Source organism: Silvimonas soli, from assembly GCF_030035605.1.
Taxonomy (GTDB): domain Bacteria; phylum Pseudomonadota; class Gammaproteobacteria; order Burkholderiales; family Chitinibacteraceae; genus Silvimonas; species Silvimonas soli.
The window spans coordinates 4,392,539-4,411,231 of record NZ_CP106736.1 but is presented as its reverse complement, the minus strand read 5'-3'; the positions used below and the strand labels follow the sequence as shown (position 1 = coordinate 4,411,231).

General features: G+C 56.3%; 18 protein-coding genes. 5 read left to right on the top strand and 13 right to left on the bottom strand.

What is annotated here, in order from left to right; translation table 11 throughout:
- Window positions 1-12 precede the first annotated feature (12 nt).
- From bamA to N7220_RS20145, 13 genes are all read right to left on the bottom strand, one after another.
- Entirely contained in the window at window positions 13-2,301 is a 2,289-nt protein-coding gene (gene bamA, locus N7220_RS20205; protein ID WP_283149336.1) for an outer membrane protein assembly factor BamA, read from the bottom strand.
- Between the two features lie 26 nt (window positions 2,302-2,327).
- On the bottom strand, window positions 2,328-3,677 hold the full coding sequence (gene rseP / locus N7220_RS20200; RefSeq protein WP_283149335.1) for an RIP metalloprotease RseP: 1,350 nt from the start codon (window positions 3,675-3,677) through the stop codon (window positions 2,328-2,330).
- Between the two features lie 4 nt (window positions 3,678-3,681).
- Window positions 3,682-4,887 (bottom strand): 1-deoxy-D-xylulose-5-phosphate reductoisomerase, encoded by a 1,206-nt coding sequence (gene ispC / locus N7220_RS20195; RefSeq protein ID WP_283149334.1) that lies wholly within the window; start codon window positions 4,885-4,887, stop codon window positions 3,682-3,684.
- Between the two features lie 55 nt (window positions 4,888-4,942).
- On the bottom strand, window positions 4,943-5,749 hold the full coding sequence (locus N7220_RS20190) for a phosphatidate cytidylyltransferase (protein WP_283149333.1): 807 nt from the start codon (window positions 5,747-5,749) through the stop codon (window positions 4,943-4,945).
- Between the two features lies 1 nt (window position 5,750).
- A complete protein-coding gene (uppS, locus tag N7220_RS20185) occupies window positions 5,751-6,515 on the bottom strand; it encodes a polyprenyl diphosphate synthase (protein WP_390901591.1) in 765 nt (254 codons plus the stop codon).
- Between the two features lie 64 nt (window positions 6,516-6,579).
- Window positions 6,580-7,137 carry a ribosome recycling factor gene (gene frr / locus N7220_RS20180; RefSeq protein ID WP_390901532.1) on the bottom strand — a complete coding sequence of 186 codons (558 nt, stop codon included), beginning with the start codon at window positions 7,135-7,137 and terminating at the stop codon, window positions 6,580-6,582.
- Between the two features lie 81 nt (window positions 7,138-7,218).
- A complete protein-coding gene (gene pyrH / locus N7220_RS20175) occupies window positions 7,219-7,938 on the bottom strand; it encodes a UMP kinase (protein WP_283149332.1) in 720 nt (239 codons plus the stop codon).
- 244 nt (window positions 7,939-8,182) lie between these two features.
- Complete coding sequence (gene tsf / locus N7220_RS20170) at window positions 8,183-9,058, bottom strand: translation elongation factor Ts (RefSeq protein ID WP_283149331.1); 876 nt, start codon at window positions 9,056-9,058, stop codon at window positions 8,183-8,185.
- Window positions 9,059-9,147: 89 nt separating this feature from the next.
- Complete coding sequence (gene rpsB, locus N7220_RS20165; RefSeq protein ID WP_283149330.1) at window positions 9,148-9,867, bottom strand: 30S ribosomal protein S2; 720 nt, start codon at window positions 9,865-9,867, stop codon at window positions 9,148-9,150.
- Window positions 9,868-10,071: 204 nt separating this feature from the next.
- Window positions 10,072-10,881 (bottom strand): hypothetical protein, encoded by an 810-nt coding sequence (locus N7220_RS20160; protein WP_283149329.1) that lies wholly within the window; start codon window positions 10,879-10,881, stop codon window positions 10,072-10,074.
- Window positions 10,878-11,867, bottom strand: a complete 990-nt coding sequence (locus N7220_RS20155) for an MlaD family protein (RefSeq protein ID WP_283149328.1) — start codon at window positions 11,865-11,867, stop codon at window positions 10,878-10,880. The genes N7220_RS20160 and N7220_RS20155 overlap by 4 nt, the downstream gene beginning before the upstream one ends.
- Before the next feature lie 133 nt (window positions 11,868-12,000).
- Window positions 12,001-12,576: a hypothetical protein gene (locus N7220_RS20150; RefSeq protein ID WP_283149327.1), complete on the bottom strand. Its 576-nt coding sequence runs from the start codon at window positions 12,574-12,576 to the stop codon at window positions 12,001-12,003.
- Window positions 12,564-13,247 (bottom strand): ABC transporter permease, encoded by a 684-nt coding sequence (locus tag N7220_RS20145; protein WP_283149326.1) that lies wholly within the window; start codon window positions 13,245-13,247, stop codon window positions 12,564-12,566. Before N7220_RS20145 ends, N7220_RS20150 begins: the two co-directional genes overlap by 13 nt.
- A 290-nt stretch (window positions 13,248-13,537) precedes the next feature.
- Between N7220_RS20145 and trxB the strand changes: the two genes are divergently transcribed.
- From trxB to N7220_RS20120, 5 genes are all read left to right on the top strand, one after another.
- The gene (gene trxB, locus N7220_RS20140; RefSeq protein ID WP_283149325.1) at window positions 13,538-14,491 is read left to right on the top strand and encodes a thioredoxin-disulfide reductase; all 954 of its coding nucleotides are present in this window, start codon (window positions 13,538-13,540) and stop codon (window positions 14,489-14,491) included.
- 142 nt (window positions 14,492-14,633) lie between these two features.
- A complete protein-coding gene (locus tag N7220_RS20135) occupies window positions 14,634-15,299 on the top strand; it encodes a Smr/MutS family protein (RefSeq protein ID WP_283149324.1) in 666 nt (221 codons plus the stop codon).
- A gap of 120 nt (window positions 15,300-15,419) precedes the next feature.
- Window positions 15,420-17,063, top strand: a complete 1,644-nt coding sequence (locus N7220_RS20130) for a glycosyltransferase family 39 protein (RefSeq protein WP_283149323.1) — start codon at window positions 15,420-15,422, stop codon at window positions 17,061-17,063.
- A complete protein-coding gene (locus N7220_RS20125; protein ID WP_283149322.1) occupies window positions 17,060-17,431 on the top strand; it encodes an SMR family transporter in 372 nt (123 codons plus the stop codon). The genes N7220_RS20130 and N7220_RS20125 overlap by 4 nt, the downstream gene beginning before the upstream one ends.
- An 8-nt stretch (window positions 17,432-17,439) precedes the next feature.
- On the top strand, window positions 17,440-18,567 hold the full coding sequence (locus tag N7220_RS20120) for a DegT/DnrJ/EryC1/StrS family aminotransferase (RefSeq protein ID WP_283149321.1): 1,128 nt from the start codon (window positions 17,440-17,442) through the stop codon (window positions 18,565-18,567).
- Window positions 18,568-18,693 lie beyond the last annotated feature (126 nt).

Genomic DNA, 18,693 nt, shown 5'->3' with positions numbered 1-18,693 from the left:
TGAAGCCCTGAATCAGAAAATATTGCCAATCTGGAACTGGAACGACTCGGTCTTATCCGATTCGTCTTTGCGCAGTGGTTTAGCCAACGAGAACTTCAGCGGGCCAATCGGTGATACCCAGGAGAACGAAGCGCCAGTGGAATAACGCATTGTTCCGGAAGGCACGCTATCGGTTGGACCCTTGACGATACCGGAATCGAAGAACAACGAAAGACGGGTGGTCTTGTCGTTCTTCATGCCAGGCATCGGGAAGAAGTATTCAAAGCTACTGGTCAGCATGCGATTACCGCCCATGCCGTCACCGTTTTCATCCTTCGGACCAATCGTACCGTAGGCGAAGCCACGTACCGAGTTCACGCCACCGGCGTAGTAGTTCTTGTAGAACGGATAAATCGTACCGCCGTAACTGCCGCCATAACCACCCTGTAGATTCCATTCCAGCGCCATACCTTGATCACCGAAAGGGATCCAGTATTGGCTGGTAGCCCCCAGTCGATAGTATTTCAGGTCAGATGACGGAATTGCCGCTTCAGCTGAGGTAGTGAAGTACCAGCCCGTGGTTGGATAGGATGCGCTGTCTCGCGTATCGCGACCAAACTTGGTGTTGACGCTGACCGTATTGGTCTTGTCGCCGTACTGGTTCACAAAGTCGTTAATGTACTTTGGCGTATTAGTATTGGTGACAATGGATAGGTCATCAAACGCCAGTCCCATACCCACCGAGTTGTTTTCAGTAACCGGCAAGCCAAAATTGAGCGCAGCGCCATAACCGCTGGTGGTGTAGTTACCCAGGCTGTTATAGGAAGGATCGGTGTCGCGCTTGTAGAAGTTCCAGCCCATCGAAATGCCGTCAACAGTGGCATATGGGTCGCTCAAACCCAGCGAGTACACCCGTTGCGATGAGCTGTTATTGAACTCGGCCGAGAACTGTTTACCGCTCCCCAGGAAGTTGGTCTGGGAAACCGAAGCAATAATCACCACGCCTTCAGATTGGCCATAACCCGCGCCAATATTGAACTGACCGGTTTTCTTCTCGGTAACCTTGACGTTCATGTCCACCTGATCCGGGGATTCCGGCACTGGCGGCGTATCAATGGCCACTTCCTGGAAGTAATCCAGTTGGTTCAGACGTTGTTTGGAGCGATCGATCTTGGAAGCGTCATACGGTGCGGATTCCAGCTGACGCAACTCACGGCGCACTACTTCGTCGCGCGTCGTGGTGTTACCGATGACGTTGATGTTGCGCACGTAAACCTTGCGGCCCGGATCAACGTAGAAGGTAAACGCAACCGTATGGTTAACCTTGTCGACTTCCGGTACGGCATTGACGTTGGCAAAAGCGTAGCCATCATTACCCAGCTTGGCCGACATGGCTGCCGTTGCCTTGTTGAGCTTGGCACGGGAGAAAATCTCGCCCGGCTTGATGTTGGCCATTTTTTCCAGCTCAGCCTGTGGCAGCGTGCTTTCACCGGCAAATTTGACGTCGGTGATTTTGTATTGCGGACCTTCGCTCAGGTTGACTGTCAGGAAGACGCTTTCTTTGTCTTCAGCAATGGCAACCTGCGTCGAATCAATATTGAACTCAAGATAACCACGATCCATGTAGTAGGAACGCAGCTTTTCCAGATCAGCCGTCATTTTCTGACGTGAATACTGATCGTCCTTGGTGTACCACGTCATCCAGTTGGGCGTGGTCATGCTCATTTCTTTCAGCAGATCGCTTTCTTTGTAGACGTGCGTGCCCACAAGGTTGATCTGCTGGATCAGCGCAGTCGCGCCTTCGGAAATATCAAACTGAATGCCAACCCGATTGCGTTCCAGCCGGGTGAGCGAGGTCTTGATCTGAACCGAGTACCGACCGCGTGAGTAGTACTGTTGCTTCAGTTCCTGTACGCCAGCATCCAGTACACCCTGATCAAAAATTCGCCCTTCCGAGAAATTCTGGCTCTTGAGCGCGGTCTTGATCTGGTCTTTTTCCATCAACTTGGCACCGTTGATGTTGATCTGCGCGATGGTTGGACGCTCATCTACGGTGACGATCAGTACGTCACCATTGCGTTCCAGACGGACATCGTTAAAAAAGCCAGTTGCGTACAGGGCCTTGATCGCCTGCTGCGCTTTGTCGTCGTCGAGGCTTTCGCCCACTTTGACAGGCAGATAGTTGAATACGGTGCCGGCGTCAGTACGCTGGAGCCCTTCCACACGGATATCCTTGACCACAAATGTATCGATGGCCCAAACAGGAAGTGCACCGAGGGACAAGGCTGCGCCAAGCAACAAGGAAAGCGGTTTTAATTTCATTGTGTCGGATCGGAAACTGGCGGGATTCAGCCAGATATGAGTCGGAAGAAATCGTTATATAGCGCGAGCGCCATTAACCCGGCAAGAAACGCAAGGCCTAACCGCATGCCGAACGCTTGTACACGCTCCGGGACCGGACGTCCGGTCACCAGTTCGGCGGTATGATACATCAAATGCCCTCCGTCCAGCAGCGGCACGGGTAGCAGGTTAAGCACGGCAAGGCTAAGGCTGATCAATGCGAGCGTGCTGATGAACGGCTCAAGCCCCATTTGTGCACTGCGTCCGGCAACGGTAGCGAGCGTCACCGGGCCGCCAATCTGGCTGGTTGAGACTTGCCCGGTCAACATGCGACCAAACATGCGCAAGGTAAAGCCAACGGTACCCCAAGCCTTGCTCCAGGATGCCGCCATCGCATCCAGCGGGCCGTAGCGCAACTGCATTTGCTGGGCATCCCAGCGTTGCGGGTCTAGCGTTGGCGCCAAACCCACCCGGCCGATGCGCTTGCCCTTTAACTCGAGTACATGCGGTGTGAGGGTCATCACCAAAGGAGCGCCTGCCCGGATCACCGTAAGCTGCAGTGGTTGATCGGGATGCTTTATCAGGGTTTGCTGCAGGGTGGTCCAGCTATCCAGAGGCTTGCCATTGATGAGGGACAGTTTGTCTCCAGCGCGAATGCCAGCTTGCGCTGCAGCGCTGCCCGGCTCGACTTGCGAAACCACTGGAATGATCGGCAACGGAGAAATACCAAAGCGGTCGAGCAAATCAGCATCCACATTGCTGATGCCGGCCTTGACCGGATCGACCCGCACGGTTGCATCGCCGCTGGCACCGCGTAAAACCATATCAAACGGTACGCCAGAGCTGGAGGCGTCAATCATTTGTCCGAGCAAATCATCCCATGACACCACCGGCTCACCAGCCACCGAGTCAATGCGATCACCCGCACGAATGCCCGCCAGTTGCGCCGGAGAACCGCTCACCACGTCGGCAACGACCGGCTTGAGGGTACTTACACCGCTGAGGAACAATATCCAGTAGAACAGCAGCGCCAGAATCAAATTGGCAGCAGGCCCGGCGACGGCGACGGCCATTTTTTTGAGGGGGTGCTGCTGATTGAATGATCGCGACAGATCAGCATCGTCCACCGGCGCTTCGCGCTCGTCTAGCATGCGCACATAGCCGCCCAACGGGATGGCTGCCAGTTGCCAGGTGGTGTCGCCGCGTTGCCAGGACAGCAGCTTCTTGCCGAAACCGATGGAAAAGGTCAACACCTTGATGCCGCAACGGCGCGCCACCCAGTAATGACCGTACTCATGCACGGTCACCAGAATGCCGAGAGTAACAATGAATGCCAGCAGCGAGATCAGTCCGTTCATGACTTCAGTTGTGCTCGGCCAGCCAGCGTTGCGCAGTCAAGCGAGCCACGGCGTCTGCTTGTTGCAGGGCTTCGAGCGAATCAGCACGGCAATCGCCTACGCAGCTTGCCAGGACATCCTCGATCAAGGCCGGAATGCCCATATAGCCCAACTGCCGATCAAGAAATGCCGCAACGGCGATCTCATTGGCGGCATTGAGCACGGCGGTGGCAGCGCCACCGGCACGTAACGCATCAAACGCCAGACGCAGGCACGGGGTCCGCACGAGATCGGGGGCTTCGAAATCCAGCCGTCCCACACTGAAAAGATCCAGCGACTTCACGCCCGAGGCAACTCGCTGTGGATATGCCATGCCATACGCAATGGGCGTGCGCATGTCCGGCGCACCCATTTGTGCCAGCACTGAGCCGTCAGCGTATTCCACCATCGAATGCACGATGCTTTGCGGATGCACGACCACGGTAATTTCATCGGCCGCAGCATTGAACAACCAATGCGCCTCGATCACCTCAAGGCCTTTGTTCATCATGGTGGCCGAATCAACCGAAATCTTGCGGCCCATCGACCAGTTAGGATGCTTGACTGCTTCTTCCGGCGTGACATTGATCAGTGTTTCTGGTGCACGGGTGCGGAATGGCCCGCCTGAAGCAGTCAACAGAATGCGTTTGACGCCCGCTTCGGCCAGCGACCCACGATATGGGTGTTCGCGGTGCGCGCGAGGTAGAACCTGAAAAATCGCGTTATGTTCACTGTCGATGGGCAGCAACTCAGCGCCACTGGCAGTGACCGCATCCATAAACAGTTTGCCAGCCAGTACCAGCGTTTCTTTGTTGGCCAACAACACGCGTTTGCCCGCACGGGCGGCGGCGAGTGTCGGTCGCATGCCGGCGGCACCAACGATGGCGGCCATTACGGTACAAACTTCCGGCGCGGTGGAGACTTGCTCGAGCGCCTGTTCCCCGCATAGCACTTGGGTTTCACTGCCATGGGCTCGCAACAAGGCGCTCAGCGCTGTGGCAGCAGCGTCATCCAGCACCACCGCGTAACGCGGGGAAAATTGCTGGCACTGCTGGGCGAGACGCTCCAGCTGGGTAGCCCCGGTCAGGGCAAAGACACGATAAAGATCAGGATGTCGGGCAACGACATCGAGTGTGCTAACACCAATGCTGCCGGTAGAGCCCAGCACGGTAAGCGTTCGGATTGCGGTCATGGATGCTGCCCGTAGTTACGACGTTAAAACAAATGCGATGCCACCAAAACACGGATTACGCTTGAATCAGCCACACCCAGATCAGCGCAGCAACTGGCAGCAGGGCGATCAGACTATCCACCCGATCCAGCACGCCGCCATGACCTGGCAGCAACTGGCTGCTATCTTTGATTCCGGCCTGGCGCTTGAACAGGGACTCCATCAGATCACCAACGATTGACACTACGGTGAGGCACCAGCCCGTCAGCAGCATTTTCCACCAGACGATGCCGGAGAAATGCGCCATAACCAGTACGTAGATACCCACAGCGATCATCGCGCCGACCGCCCCCTCCCAGGTTTTGCCTGGGCTGATTGCGGGAGCCAATTTGTGCTTGCCAAAAGCTTTGCCGGAAAAATACGCGGCAGTATCAGCAACCCACGCCACCACCATCACCGCCAGCAAGCCCGACGCTCCAGCCTGCGCCCGTAACGCCACAAGTGCAATGCCCGCAGCCACGAGCAAGAGGATGCCAGGCAGACTACCTTTCAGCGCGGTGTTCTGTAGTGTCCAGCGATAACGCAGCCACAACGGAGCGATGATCACCCAAAACAGGGACGATGCGGCCAGCACAGGCCACACCCAGGGCTGGCGAAATACAAAAAACTGCGCGGGCGACAGTAGCACGACCAGAACGCCCACCACCAATCCGAGCGCAATCCGCCCAAGTCGATTAAACCGGCACAGACCGCCCCACTCCCACGCACCTAGCGCGGTCACGCCAGCGGCAAACAGGACCCAGCCCGAATGCGGCAATAAAAACAGCGCAGCAAGGACCAGCGGTATCAATACCAGAGCAGTCAGAACACGAGTGATCAGCATTTCAGGAAGCCGCGCTTTGTGGATGTAATTGTTCGCTGATGCGACCAAAGCGACGTTCACGCCCCTGGAACCAAGTGACCGCAGCGGCCAGCGCGTCGTGGTCGAAGTCGGGCCAAAGCATGTCGGTGAAATAAAGCTCGGCGTAGGCCAGTTGCCACAGCAAGAAGTTGCTGATGCGCCGCTCGCCACCAGTACGGATGAAGAGATCCGGCTCGGGTGCGTAAGCCATGGCTAAATGCGGCGCCAGGTCGGCTTCGTCAAAACCGTTGGTGGCCAGCTCGGGGCGAGCCTTAAGCATGGCCTGAGTGGCCTGGATGACATCCCAGCGGCCGCCATAATCAGCAGCAATGGACAGTGTTACGCCAGTATTGTTTGCAGTACGTGACTCGGCCGATTCAATCCACTGCACCAGCTCCGGTGCGAAATGGCTGCGATCGCCAATGATCTTGAGACGAATGTCATTCTCATGCATGCGGTCGACTTCAGACTGCAGCACTCGCAGGAACAGCCCCATTAGAAAAGAGACTTCGTCAGCGGGTCGACGCCAGTTTTCACTGCTAAAGGCAAATACCGTCAGATATTTCACGCCCAGCGTGTCGCACGCTTTAACGGCTTGTCGCAGGGCTTCAACGCCCTTTTTGTGACCAAACACGCGAGGCATCAGCCGCTGTTTGGCCCAGCGCCCGTTGCCGTCCATGATGATTGCAACGTGGCAGGGAGTGCCGGATGCTTGATCCGGCGTATCCAGCGTGGAACTACGAAAAATACTCACCCGTCACTCCTGCAGTTACTACTTACGACCCACGCCACTGTCTGACTGCGTTTAAAACTTAAACAGTCAGCAATTCTTTTTCTTTTTCTGCCAATGCCTTGTCGATTTCGGCAATGAACTTGTCTGTCAATTTCTGTACTTCATCCTGACCACGGCGCTCTTCATCTTCTGAAATTTCTTTGTCTTTCAGCAGGTTCTTGAGGTCGTTATTGGCATCGCGACGAATGTTGCGGGTCGATACGCGGGCGCCTTCGGCCTCGGTACGCACCACTTTAATCAGATCGCGGCGACGCTCTTCAGTCAGCATGGGCATCGGCACGCGAATCTGGTCGCCATTGGTGGCTGGATTCAGACCCAGGTCGGAATCACGAATCGCCTTTTCCACCTTGGAAATCATGGTCTTTTCGTAAGGCTGAACGGAGATGGTACGGGCATCCGCCAAAGAAACGTTGGCAACCTGGTTCACCGGTACTGGCGAGCCGTAGTAATCAACCTGGATATGGTCCAGCAGACCGGTATGCGCACGACCGGTACGCACTTTCATCAGATCTGTTTTCAACGTTTCCAGAGTCTTGTTCATTCTGGTTTCAGTTTCTTTTTTTAGCTCGGCGATCATGATTGCAACCTCGTTAAATCAAAAGCCGGCCGCGTAAGAACCGCAGCCGGCAAAATAGCGATGGGCCTGGCCCGGAATAACTTAGCAGTGTACCAGCGTACCTTCGTCTTCCCCAAGTACCACGCGCTTGAGAGCGCCAGCCTTGAAGATACTGAAGACGTTGATATTCATTTTCTGGTCACGACAGAGGGCAAAAGCAGTGGCGTCCATCACCTTCAGATTGCGGCCGATCGCCTCATCAAAGGTCACGGACTGGTAGCGCACTGCATCCGGATTCTTTTTAGGATCATCGGTATACACGCCATCCACCTTGGTGGCCTTGAGTACGATATCGGCACCCACTTCCATGCCGCGCAATGCGGCGGCGGTGTCTGTAGTAAAGAATGGGTTACCGGTACCGGCACCAAAAATTACCACTTTGTTTTCTTCCAGATAGCGAATGGCTTTACCGCGAATGTAGGGTTCGGCGACTTGCTGGATGGTCAGCGCCGATTGCACGCGACTGACGATGCCTGCGTGGCGCATGGCGTCTTGCAGAGCCAGGGCATTCATGACTGTTGCCAGCATCCCCATGTAGTCCGCAGTGGCGCGATCCATGCCTGCTGCTGCCGGTGCCACGCCGCGAAAGATGTTGCCGCCGCCGATCACGATCGCCACCTGGACGCCCAGATCAACCACCGCCTTGATTTCATTGACGATGCGCTCGATGGTGATGCGATTGATACCGTAGCTATCCTCACCCATCAGGGCTTCACCGGACAGTTTCACCAGGATGCGTTTGTATTTGGGTTCGGGGCTCATTCGGGTTCCTTTTATTGATCGAGCTGGGAGGAGTGGGATGGGCTGGCTCGTGACCAGCCGGAGTATGCACTTTGCGATGTTGTTCGAACATGGCGAAGCACACACCGGGCGAACAAACGCCGCGCGTCGCCGCGCGGCGTTGTTGCGTGATGCTTATCCTGAAGGATAGTCAATTGCATCGCGATTGCCCGTTGATTGCATGTGCAAAATTTATAGCACATGACAATCAAGGAGCGGTCGAAAATCAGACCTTCGCAGCAGCTGCAACTTCTGCAGCGTAATCAACAACCTTCTTCTCAATGCCCTCGCCCACCACGAACATGGTGAACGCATCAACTTTGGCACCCTTCTCGGCCAGCAGTTTTTCAACGGTCTGGTCAGGGTTCTTCACGAAAGGCTGACCCAGCAGGGTGACTTCAGCCAGGTACTTGTTGATACGGCCGTCAACCATCTTCTCGACGATGTCGGCAGGCTTGCCCGATTCAGCCGCTTGTGCGGAGAAAATCTTGCGTTCGGATTCCAGCAGCTCTGCGGAAACCTGGTCTTTCGACACGCAAATCGGCTTGCTTGCAGCGATATGCATGGCGATGTCTTTACCCAGTTGTTCGTCGCCACCTTGCAGTGCCAATAGAACACCAATCTTGGAGCCGTGCAGGTAAGCAGCCAGTTCGCCGGTAGTTTCGTAACGCACCGAACGACGCAGGGTGATGTTTTCTGCCAGCTTGGAGATCACAGCCTTGCGATGTTCTTCAACAGTCTGGCCATCCACCACAACCGAAGCCAGCGCTTCGATATCGGTCACGTTCGATTCAGCAACTGCCTTCACAGCCACGGCAGCAAATGCCAGGAAGTTGGCATCTTTGCCCACGAAGTCAGTTTCACAGTTCACTTCGAGCAGCGCGCCGTGCTTCTTGTCGCCGGAGATAAACACAGCAACGGTACCTTCAGCGGCGGTACGACCAGCCAGCTTGGAAGCCTTGTTGCCGGACTTGATGCGCAGCGCTTCTTCAGCAGCCTTGATGTCGCCAGCAGCCTCAACCAGCGCCTTCTTGCATTCCATCATGCCCATGCCAGTCAGTTCGCGCAGTTCGCCAACCAGTTTTGCGGTGATTTCCGCCATAGTGATTCTCCTGAATCTCGATTGTGTTTGGATACTTGCGAAAAAGGGGCGCCAGGCCCCTTTTTCATGCAGATTCTAGCTGGGCTGAATTACGCTTGCGCTTCAGCAGCCGCTTCCACAACTTCTTGCACGGCCTGGTTACGACCTTCCAGCACTGCGTCAGCTACGCCACGAGCGTACAGACGGATAGCGCGGGAGGAGTCATCGTTACCTGGAACGATGTAGTCGATGCCTTCCGGGTTGTTGTTGGTATCAACGATACCGATAACAGGGATACCCAGTTTCTGGGCTTCAACGATCGCACCCTTTTGATAGCCGGTATCGATAACGAACAGCGCGTCTGGCAGACCCTTCATATCCTTGATGCCGCCCAGCGAGCGCTCGAGCTTTTCAACTTCGCGCTTGATGGTCAGGATTTCTTTCTTGCCGTAGCCACTGTTTTCGTCGGCCAGGATGGCAGTCATTTCTTCCAGGCGTTTGATGGACTGCTTGACGGTCTTGAAGTTCGTCAGCATACCGCCCAGCCAGCGGTGATCGACAAACGGCATACCGGCGCGTTGTGCTTCTTCAGCCAGGATTTCGCGGGCTTGGCGCTTGGTACCAACAAACAGGACAGTGCCCTTGTTAGCCGACAGGCGACGCACGTACTTCAGCGCATCTTCAAACAGCGGCAGGGTCTTTTCCAGGTTGATAATGTGAATCTTGTTGCGTGCACCAAAAATGTATTGGCCCATCTTTGGGTGCCAGTAACGTGTTTGGTGGCCGAAGTGGACGCCGGCTTCGAGCATTTGACGCATGCTGATAGACATAAAATAAAACTCCGATAAGGGTTATGGCCTACCGTCCGCGCTGCACGCTCACCAGATCGAAATATCTTTCAAATCGCAGTGGCGCACCCTTAATGGCGGACCGGGAAGATTTCCGCAAAGCGCGGAACGCAAGATTATAGCCCAATTGTGACAGGCAACTCAAGCCACACTCAGCGCAAAAATAGCAGCGGCTTTACGCCCGGATCAAAACGCAGTGCAAGCCTGCGCTGGTACAGCAGCGCACAAGCTTTGCAGGCGCATCTGCGCATCGTCCTCAACGGCCTTGTCTGGCATGGCTTTGCCTAGCCGCTTTTGCAGAAGCAGATCGTCGGCCAGATATTCGGACACCGCTATTTTGCGATCAATGGTCAAGGCCTGCTGCAAAGCCAGCCAGCCACCAGCGCTATCGGCGAGCTGGAGTTTCGACTCCGCCACCAGTCGCCAGGCATGCGCTTGCTCTGACTCGGGAATACCTTCCGGATGCGCGAGCACAGTCTGCGCCAGAGCCAGTGCCACTGCCGCATTCCCCTGGGTTAGCTGGATGCGTGCCTCCAGGTTGGTCAATTGCGCCACCAAGGCACATTGCCCGGCGCAAAGCGTTTGCGACTGCTTTAGATATGACACGGCCGCGCCGGTATCGGGCAGTGCGAGCAGTGCCAGTTGATAGGCCGCTTGCGTACGCTGCGCCTGACTAAACAAGGTTTGATCAAGCATGCCTGTCAGCGTATTGCGTGCCAGATTGCGCTGCCCGTGCATGGCGTAGGCATTGGCCAATCCAAGCCGTGCTTCGCCCTGCCCGCCCCAGTTATCCACCGATGAATATAAACGCAAGGCCAACTGCCAGTGGGCGATGGCGCTATCCCATTCGTGGCGCTGCATTCCTCGATTGGCGGCAACCACCTCGGCCCGCGCTTGCGCCAGCGCAATCGGCGCAGAGGCGACGGGACTGGAGCCGCAACCGGCAACCAGCAATGCCAGTAACAAAGCCACATACCAATGAAAGCGAATCTTCATTGCGCACCCCCGCCCTGGCGGCTATCGGGAATGGGCGCCGAAGCCTGCGCCGCATCGATCCAGCGATTGAACGGCCAGCTGCGTGCGGCGCCTTCGGTCAAATCATTGCCGGTTTGCACCAAATCACCGGTGTCACGCACCAGGCCCGGCACCTGTGGCGCAACTTTGTCGACCATTTGGTGCGCGGTGGTTGCCAGCGCTGCAGCCTCGCTGGCGGTGGTGTTGGCATGTTCGAGAATACCCGGCAAGCGCGCCGCAACATCAGACGCGGCCCTGTCCGCCGTCTGCAATACTTGGTCAGCTCGTTGCGCGGCCTGTCTGGCATCGCTCAAAGTAGCGGGGAGGTCTTTGGCAGCCACTTGATCCAGATGAGCCAGCACCAGATCCAGCGATTTGCGTGTTTCGCGCAGTTCGGCACTGAACTGGTTCAGATTGGCTAGTGTGCCGCGCACGTCACCTTTGGGGTCATTCATGAATTCCAGCATCTCATGCACGGAATCGATCACCGGGATGGTTCTCTGGCGCAAATCCGCAGCAATCTCGGACAAACCCATGACCGGCGCGAAAATCAGCTTGCCGCCCTCCTCGATCGGGAGCGCAGTCGCGGTACCCCCGGCGATCTCGATAAAGTGGTCACCCAGAAAACCGTCCTGCTGCAGCAGCGCCACCGAGTCCGGTTTTACCCATTTGATATACCGGTTCTCAATCAGCAACTCCACGTCCACCTTGGCCTGGTCGTTCAGCGCCACCCGGTCCACGACGCCAATTTTGAAGCCCGACAGACGCACCTGCATGCCAGTGCTCATGCTATTGCCGCTCTCGGCCACAAAAGACAAACGGGTCTTGGGGGTGAAATAGCCCTGCCGAATCGCCAGCAGCACCACCAACGCCACAAAGCACAAAAAGCCAGCAGCAATAAACACCCCCACCCGCCAGCCCAGCCACTGGAAGCGCGCGTCGGTGTCTCTCAGATATTTTATGGGCATAGGCAATCGATTTCAGGTGCGGTTCTGGATGGAGGTTTCACGGTGGCACTCTTCAGGCGCCTCGCCGACAACATTTCATATACATATTTGCATGCAATCGCCAGGTGGCTGATGTTCGTGAGGCACCCCACTGTTATCCGGCAGGCTCATTGGCCACATTCGGCAAGACTTCAACCAGCCCACGCGCCAGGTCAGGTGAACCCACCCCCAGCACGATAACCGGCGCTACGTCGGCCAGTTCGTCAAACAGTTCGCGATACACACCGGGCGCGGAACGCACGATCCAGCCGTACCAGTCTTGATCCGTCAATAAAAAAGCGGGCTGCTGGACCATGGCTCGCACCAGCGCCAATTGGCGCTTATGCTCCCGATCAAGACTTGCTGGCAAAGCGCTGGCGGTTTTTTCCAGTTGCTCACCGTCAATTCCCAGCCGGGCAAAGGCTGCCACAAAACGTTGCTCCAGGTCTGCCAAAGGCGGTTGCTGATGATACCAGGCTGGCAACACCAGGTTTTCCCACACCCGCAAATTGCTGAGCAGCCCGCCGCTGCTTTCCAGCGCAGCGGCCGATCCTGGCTTGAGTTTGTGCAAGGCACTGGCGCATTCGTCAAAGCGCGTTTGCAATTGCTGTTCTTGACCTGTCACCAGCCAGTAACGCTGGCCCGGCTCCAGTGACAAAGCGAGTCCGTCAGACAGCTTCAGGAGATCCATAACGACCACATGAAATCGAGCACAAATACGGCGCTTAGTCCGCGCACAACAGATCGCGATGACGCTTTGGGGATATCTGTAACATAAGGCCCCACTCGCAGACCGACGTAACAGGCCAGCAAACTGGCAGCAGCGCCAAACAAGGCTGCCTTGGCCAGGCACGTCAGCACCTGCTCCAGACTCAACATGCGATCAAACTCGATCACCTGATAGGTAACATCGGCCCCGGCCCCGAGGACTGCCCCACCCAACTGGGCAGCAACGGCCAGATAAAACGACAGCCCAATGCACGCAATGGTCATGCCCAATACGCGTGGCACTATCAAATAAGCGCCCAACGGAATGCCCATGCGATACAAACTGCGAATCTCTCCATGTACTTGCATGGTGGCCAGTTCACTCGCCACGGCCGAAGACGAACGCGCCACCAGGATAATCGCCGCCAGCAACGGACTGATCTCGCGAAAACCCAGCGAGGCCAGCAAGCGCAATGAGGATTCCTGACTTTGCCCGTATTGCCCGTGCAGCATCGCCACCACAATGCCACCCAGCGCAAAACCGATCAGCAAGATCAGAAATGCCGCCTCGTTACCGGTAAAGTAAATTTGTTTAAGCAGCACCCGTCTGACGGCGGCATGCTGCAAACCGGCTAGCGGCCTGAAAAGGGGCAAAAATATGCGTCGTAGCAGCATGCGATCCGGAGCAGATGCCCTTGAATATCATTAGCGAAGCAGCACTATAACCTGCATTGAAAGCCTGCAACAAAACTGCGTCAGACTCCGCCATTGCCGTGTATCACAGCTTATAGAGGCCGGACACTGGCGGCCGCGACCACATCTTGGCAAAACCGTGGGCAACCCCAATCTGCAAATCACGCTAATAGTCATTTTCGATTAGATCGACTGGATTCAATGAATTAAACTAACAACCAGTTTGCGGTCTTCACACAGGAAAATATCTCATGTCCACCAAACATTCCGGTCTGCTTATCCTTGGTTCCGGCCCGGCGGGTTACACCGCTGCCGTGTACGCGGCACGCGCCAACCTCAAGCCAGTGCTAATCACCGGTCTGGCACAAGGCGGCCAACTGACCACCACCACCGACGTAGACAACTGGCCTGCTGATGCCGATGGCGTGCAAGGCCCGGAATTGATGGTGCGCTTTCAAAAGCATGCTGAGCGCTTTGGTACCGAAATCCTGTTTGACCACATCCACACCACGCATCTGCACGAGAAACCAATCCGTCTGGTCGGCGATGCCGGTGAATACACCTGCGACGCACTGATTATTGCTACTGGTGCTTCGGCGCAGTACATCGGCTTGCCTAGCGAAGAAGCTTTTGCAGGCAAGGGCGTCTCTGCTTGTGCTACATGTGATGGTTTCTTCTATCGCGGCCAGAAGGTCGCGGTAGTCGGCGGCGGCAATACCGCTGTTGAAGAAGCACTGTACCTGGCCAACATTGCCAACCACGTCACCCTGATTCACCGTCGTGACACCTTCCGTGCCGAGAAGATTCTGGTTGATCATCTGATGGCCAAGGTTGCTGAAGGCAAGATTTCGCTGGAAGTGAACCAGACTCTGGATGAAGTGCTGGGTGATGCTTCCGGTGTGACTGGCGCTCGTCTGAAATCGTCGATTGATGGCAGCACCAAAAACATGGAAGTCGCTGGCGTGTTTATTGCCATTGGCCACAAGCCCAATACCGACATCTTCAAGGGTCAACTGGAGATGGACAGCACCGGTTACCTGATCACCAAGGGTGGTCGTGACGGCGGCGCTACCGCAACCAGCGTGCCGGGCGTATTTGCTGCCGGCGACGTGCAAGATCATATCTACCGTCAGGCAGTGACCTCCGCTGCCAGCGGTTGCCAGGCCGCGCTGGATGCGGATCGTTACCTGGAAACTTTGCGCTAAACCCGGACGGCCGACCCGCTCTGTGGACAAGCCGCACCTTCGGGTGCGGTTTTTTTATGCTCGCCGCGCCCAACTGACGCCGCAGACGCTGCGCTGGTTGGTCCGGCCCCCGCAAAACTCAACAAATCCGGCAACACATGTTATGTTGCCGCCATCGAACCGCAATTATTTATTCATCATGAGTGCCGACCTGAAGCAGCGCCTGAAGCAAATCAAAAAGACGCTGGTTCAGCAAACTCAGGCTGCGCCCAAACCGGCGCCGATCATTCCTTCAGAACCCACCGATCACGAATTGTTTCTGGCCGCGACCCAGGGGGTGGTAAAGCTTTATCGACCGGCCCGTTTTGAGTATCCGCGTGCCAAGCCCAGCCCCTGGCCCAGGCAGCACGAGAAGGATGAAGCGGCGGTTATGGCGGACGCCATGTCCGACCTGTGGCCATGGGATGAACTGGAAAGCGGCGAAGAGCTGCTGTTTATCCGGCCTGGCCTCAAGATGGAGACCTTGCGCAAATTGCGGCGCGGCGAGTGGGTGGTGCAGGCGCAACTTGATCTGCATGGCATGAACAGTGATAGCGCCCGCCTGGCCGTGGCGGAGTTTCTCTTGCATTGCCGTCGCACTAACAAACGCTGCGTGCGAATCATTCACGGCAAGGGTCTGGGTTCGGTCAATCGCGAACCGGTGCTTAAGCTCAAGCTGAAAAACTGGCTGGCGCAACGCGATGAAGTGCTTGGTTTTAGTCAGGCACGCGCGGTGGATGGTGGGTCCGGCGCCGTGCTGGTACTACTGAAAGGCTGGCGTGAAAAATAGTTTCGCGGCCATTGTTTCATTGTCTGCCAGCAAACGACCGTTACAGAGGCATAAGTCTGCCCTAAGCTGTGAGGCCTGCCATTCAGGTACAATGCCGCGTTTTGACGCTATGCTGATCAGATGACTGAATTCACCTCCAAGCCTTGGGCTCGCCTGTTGCTCGTGATTCTGCTTGCCGTTCTGTGGTTCGGTACGCTGGGTTACCGCAAAGTCATCAATCCGGATGAAGGCCGTTACTCCGAAATCGCCCGCGAGATGACTGTCTCGGGCGACTGGGTTACGCCGCGTCTGAATGGCATCAAGTATTTCGAGAAGCCCGCACTGCAATATTGGGCCACCGCCGCCAGCTTTGAAGTGTTGGGCGAGAGCGAATTCGCCGCCCGCATCTGGCCGGGGCTGACCGGCTTTCTGGGCATCCTGTTTACGTTTTATGTTTCCCGTCGCCTGTGGGGTGAGCGCACCGCCTGGTACGCCGCAGCCATGCTGGCCAGCTGCGCCTGGTGGCTGGGTAATGGGCACTTTCTGACGCTGGATATGGGCGTCAGCTATTTCATGACGTTAGGCATGGGCGCGTTTGTACTCGCCCAGCGTGACTCTGCCACCGCCAAAGAAACCCGCAACTGGATGCTCACCTGTTGGGCCGCCATGGGCCTGGCGATTCTGTCCAAGGGTTTGATCGGACTGGTGCTGCCCGGCGCCGTGCTGGTGTTGTATTCGATCATCCAGCGCGATGCCCGGATGTGGTTGAAGCTGCATATCGTCAAGGGTTTGCTGTTGATGTTGTTGATCACAGTGCCCTGGTTCTTTCTGGTGTCTCGCGCCAATTCGGAGTTCCTCTGGTTCTTCTTTGTGCATGAGCATTTCCAGCGTTTTACCACCACCGAGCACAACCGAGTCGGGCCATTGTGGTACTTCATCCCGATCCTGATCGCCGGGATGATTCCGTGGACCAGCTTTTTGCCGCAAGCATTGAAAACAGGTTGGCAGAAAGAAACTAGCCAGCGTTTTCAGACCAACCGTTTTCTACTGATCTGGGCCGTATTCATTTTTGCGTTTTTCTCCAAATCTGATTCCAAGCTGCCCTCTTACATCCTGCCGATTTTTCCGGCGTTGGCCATGCTGGCTGCACAAGTGCTGGACCGGGTTTCCGCCAAGGCATTGCGCTGGCATCTGGGCTGGCTGGTGATAGCCGGGATCGCGTTGATCATCGGCGCGCAGATTTTTGGCATGCACGGTAACGACCGCACGCCCGTTGCCATTAACCACGCGTATTCCTTGTGGCTTACCGCGGCTGGGGTGGTACTGACCGCTGCAGGTATTGCTGCCTGGGTCTTCGCCAGCAAAGGCTGTAAAAGCGCGGCAATTGCCAGCGCCGTGATCGGCGGATTGATTGGCTGCCAGTTGCCAATGGTCGGACACGAGTCTTTCGCCGCTACCAATTCCAGCTATTACCTCGTGCAGGCCATGCAGCCACGCATTACGCCGCAAACAACGCTGTATTCGGTCGATTATTACGATCAGACGCTGCCGTTTTATCTGAAACGAACTCTGCAATTTGTGGATTACGTCGATGAATTCAAACTGGGTCAGACTTCCGAACCCGACAAACTGATCCATCTGGATGAATTCATGCGCCGCTGGCAAACCGATGCCGCGCCCATGGCCGTGATGGCCAAAGGTACCTATGACAAGCTGCAAAAGCTCGGCTTGCCCATGACTGTCGTAACCAGCGACCCGCGTCGCATTGTGATTGCCAAACCATGAAACCCCTTGAATTTCTGTTGATTCTGATTGGCGTGCTGCTCAATGCCGGGGCGCAACTGGCCCTTAAAGCCGGCGTACGCACCATTGGTCACTTTGAGTTTTCGCTCTCTAACGCTTTGCCGATAGGCTGGCAGCTGGGCACCAATCCGTACATCCTGACTGGCCTGAGTTGCTATGTAATCAGCGTGGTGGTGTGGATTCTGGCGCTGTCGCGGGTTGAGGTCAGCGTGGCCTACCCGATGCTGTCGATTGGTTATGTTGTCAACGCGCTGCTGGCTTGGCAGTTATTTGGTGAAGCGTTGAGTTCACAACGCGTCGCCGGCATTGGCATCATCATGGTTGGCGTTTTCCTGATTGCTCGGAGTTGATTGTTGCGATGACTGATTTTTTGCCGTTTACCCGCCCTTCCATTGACGAAGAAACCATTGCCGATGTAGCCAATGTGCTGCGCAGTGGCTGGATTACCAGCGGCCCCAAGGTGCAAGCACTGGAAGCCGGGTTGTCTGAATACTTTGGCGGGCGTCCGGTGCGCGTGGTCAATTCTGCGACTGGCGCCATGGAAATCGCATTGCATCTGATGAACATCGGACCCGGCGATGAAGTCATCACCACGCCGATGACCTGGGTTGCCACCACCAATATCATCATCAACGCGGGCGCTACGCCGGTGCTGGTAGATGTCGACCCGGCCACACGTAATATTGATCTGGATCTGGTCGAAGCCGCCATCACGCCCCGCACCAAGGCAATCTTGCCGGTGGATCTGGCGGGCTTGCCGGTGGATCGTGATCGCCTGTACGCCATCGCCAAAAAGCATAATCTGCGCGTACTGGAAGACGCCGCCCAATCGCAAGGTGCAACTTGGGGTGGCAAGCGGGTTGGCAGCTTTGGCGACCTGTGTTCAGTATCGTTTCACCCCAACAAGAACATGACCACCACCGAAGGCGGTGCGCTGGTTATGAACAATGCTGAAGAAGCGCGCCTGTTTGAAAAATGGCGCCTGCAAGGCGTGACGCGCTTTCCAGACGGCACCATGGATTGCGACTTGCCCGGCGGCAAATACAATCTGACCGATGTCTCGGCGGCAGTGGGCCTGGGCCAATTGAAGCGACTGGATGCCTTTAACGCGCGCCGGGTAGAACTGGCCAAGCTGTACTTCGAGCAAATCGACCCTGCTCTGGGCTTGACCATGCCGGTGTGGTCCGATGACAGCAACTGGCATATGTTCCAGCCGCTGCTGCCACTGGCACGCATGAGCATCAGCCGCGGCGAATTCATCAACCGTATGAAGGATCAAGGCATTGGCGTAGGTATCCACTACCCAGCCTTGCATTTGTTTAGCCTGTATCGCGCCCGTGGCTTCAAGGAAGGCATGTATCCTCACGCCGAACGGGTGGGTGAATCCACAGTAAGCCTGCCGCTGTTCCCGGCCATGCAGAACGAAGATGTCAGCCGCGTCTGCGCCGCACTGCGCAATGTGTTGCTGCCTGTTCTAGCCGCTTGATCCAATGTGTGCCCGTGGCACGAGAGTTCGCCAATGACCGACGCGCCACGTTATAACAACAACATCGAATTATCTGGCCGGACGCAAGCGCCCGGCTTTTCCCATTCATCAGCGACAAAAAATATC